The sequence below is a fragment of the Campylobacter sp. BCW_6465 genome (genome assembly GCF_001762815.1).
Classification (GTDB): Bacteria; Campylobacterota; Campylobacteria; order Campylobacterales; family Campylobacteraceae; genus Campylobacter_D; species Campylobacter_D jejuni.
Genome location: NZ_MJXN01000083.1, coordinates 1 through 2,136, shown reverse-complemented (window position 1 = coordinate 2,136; position 2,136 = coordinate 1). Strand labels below are relative to the sequence as shown.

The 2,136-nt window shown below is 33.0% G+C and carries 3 protein-coding genes; all 3 read left to right on the top strand.

Annotated elements, in window-relative coordinates; genetic code table 11:
- Positions 1 to 14 precede the first annotated feature (14 nt).
- From AJ886_RS04940 to AJ886_RS04930, 3 genes are read left to right on the top strand one after another with little or no spacing between them, the layout of a single operon-like run.
- The gene (locus tag AJ886_RS04940) at positions 15 to 1,046 is read left to right on the top strand and encodes a phage tail protein (protein WP_070287288.1); all 1,032 of its coding nucleotides are present in this window, start codon (positions 15 to 17) and stop codon (positions 1,044 to 1,046) included.
- 24 nt (positions 1,047 to 1,070) lie between these two features.
- Positions 1,071 to 1,577 (top strand): DUF4376 domain-containing protein, encoded by a 507-nt coding sequence (locus AJ886_RS04935; protein WP_002875277.1) that lies wholly within the window; start codon positions 1,071 to 1,073, stop codon positions 1,575 to 1,577.
- The gene (locus AJ886_RS04930; RefSeq protein ID WP_002909498.1) at positions 1,574 to 1,945 is read left to right on the top strand and encodes a DUF1353 domain-containing protein; all 372 of its coding nucleotides are present in this window, start codon (positions 1,574 to 1,576) and stop codon (positions 1,943 to 1,945) included. Before AJ886_RS04935 ends, AJ886_RS04930 begins: the two co-directional genes overlap by 4 nt.
- Positions 1,946 to 2,136: the final 191 nt, after the last annotated feature.

The window sequence follows — 2,136 nt, the reverse complement described above, 5'->3', positions numbered from 1 at the left end:
AAAGGAGTGTATTAATGGCAAAAAGTGAATACTATACCATACTAACAAAAATTGGCATTGCTAAATTTATTGCCGCAAGAGCAAGTGGAAATGGTATCAATTTAAAAAGCTTTAAATTAAGTTCAAAAGTTATTTTGCCCAGCGAAGAAATGCAAAGCTTAGAAGAGATTGTATATGAAGCTAATATTAGTAGCAAAAGCGTGGATGAAAGCAATCCAAACTATGTGAATTTAATGTGTCATGTGCCAAGCGATGTGGGCGGGTTTGAAGTTAATGCAGTAGGCATTTATGATGAAGCAGGAGATTTGCTTGCAGTAGGAAATGTCCCACGCACTTATAAACCTATCTTAAAAGAAGGCAGCGCTAAAGAGCTTATGATAAAAATTGTCATGGAGCTTTCTAATGCAGAGGAAGTTATTTTAAAACTAGATCCTAGTGTGATTATGGCAAGTCGTGATTATGTGGATGCTATTAAAGTGGAACTCAATCTTAAAATTGATGCTTTAACACAAAAATATGATGCAGAGTTTAAAAAAGTATGGGGTGAGTTTGCTAAATATCTTTTAGAAAATAAATTTAATACAGAAATTGCCAAATATGTTACTTTAGCTACTAATCAAACCATTACAGGAGCTAAAGACTTTACCAAACTACCTACAAGCTCTATAAAAGCTACAAATGACAATCAATTTGTAAATTTAGCTACCTTAAAAGAACAAGCTCCTAGTTTAATGGGAGGATTGGGAGTAAATCAAGCTTGGCAAAATGTTTCAAGAGCCTTTGATGTAACTTATACAAATAATACAGGAAAACCTATAGCAGCCAAATTTCAAGTTAATGCTAGTGCAAGTGGGGGTGTCAGTTTTTCTTGTAGTGAGCAATTTGTAGTTTCTATGTTTCAAACTTCATTATCCAATGGTGGAGTAAGTCGAACTTATTTTGGTTTTGGAATCATTCCACCAAATGGGCAATACAGATTAAATACACCAGAACACAGCGGATTTTACCCAAGCAAAAGCATTGTATCTTTTATGGAGCTTAGATAAGCATCAAGCAAATAAGGAGAAAAAATGAAATATTTTATAGACAAAAACGATAATAATCAAATTTATGCTTATGAGGATGAAGTGAGCGATGAGCAAATTAAAACAGGCTTAACACCTATTAGCGAAGAAGAATTTAACTCTTTAATAAATCCTCCTAAAAGCGAAGAAGAGCTTTTAAACGAGGCAAAAGAGTTAAAAATCAACGAGATTAATACAAAAAAAGAAAATATTTTAAATGGTGGATTTTCTTTTAAAGGTAAAATCTATCAAAGTTCTAATGAAGATCAGTTAAGAATTAATGGAGCAGTAACCAATGCTCTTGTTAATCCTAATTTAATTCCTTATATTGATTGGATTGCGCTTGATAATACAACTACAAGATTTAGCGTAGATGAGTTTAAACTTTTTGCAAGTAGCATGGCTTATTTTGTGCAAGAGACTATTTTTAAAGCAAGTGCTTTAAAAGAAAAAGCTAGAAATGCACAAAGCAAAGAAGAACTTGATTTAATTGTTTGGGAGAGTGAAAAATGACTAAAACAGAATTAAAAAGGGTTTGTGTAAAGCCCTATGATAAAGACAGATTTGAAGTAATTAGTGATTATGCTTTTTCTTTGCCAAATTATAAAGGCATTGTACCACAAGGCTTTAAAACAGATGGAGCGAGTATCCCACGCCTTTTTTGGTCTTTGTTTCCACCTTTTAAAAGTGAGTATTTTAGCGCTTGTGTGGTGCATGATTTTTTATGCGAAAAAGCAAATTCAAGAACTGATTATAGGACAGCTGATTTAGCATTAAAAGAAGCTATGACTTTGCTTGGATGTTCTAAGTTTAAAATCTTTGTATTTTATCATTCTTGCAATCTTTATCATGCAATAAAATGCTTGATAAAAGGAAAATAAAAAAAGGTGAGCTACCCACGCAGTGGGACGGGGGCTTTCTCAAAGAGAGTGCAAAGCACAAGAGTAAAAGCGACTTTGGGCGGATTTTATTCGCACAAAGTGAAAGCATAAAAAGGAGTTAAAATGAAAGATTATGGAATTTCTTTTATTCCAGATATTAATCAAGGCTTAATAGAGCCAAGTGAACCTAT

What these genes read in the sequence shown, in the direction of transcription:
- AJ886_RS04940 (WP_070287288.1), top strand. Translation starts at nt 15, where the DNA reads ATGGCAAAAAGTGAATACTATACCATACTAACAAAAATTGGCATTGCT.
- AJ886_RS04935 (WP_002875277.1), top strand. Translation starts at nt 1,071, where the DNA reads ATGAAATATTTTATAGACAAAAACGATAATAATCAAATTTATGCTTAT.
- AJ886_RS04930 (WP_002909498.1), top strand. Translation starts at nt 1,574, where the DNA reads ATGACTAAAACAGAATTAAAAAGGGTTTGTGTAAAGCCCTATGATAAA.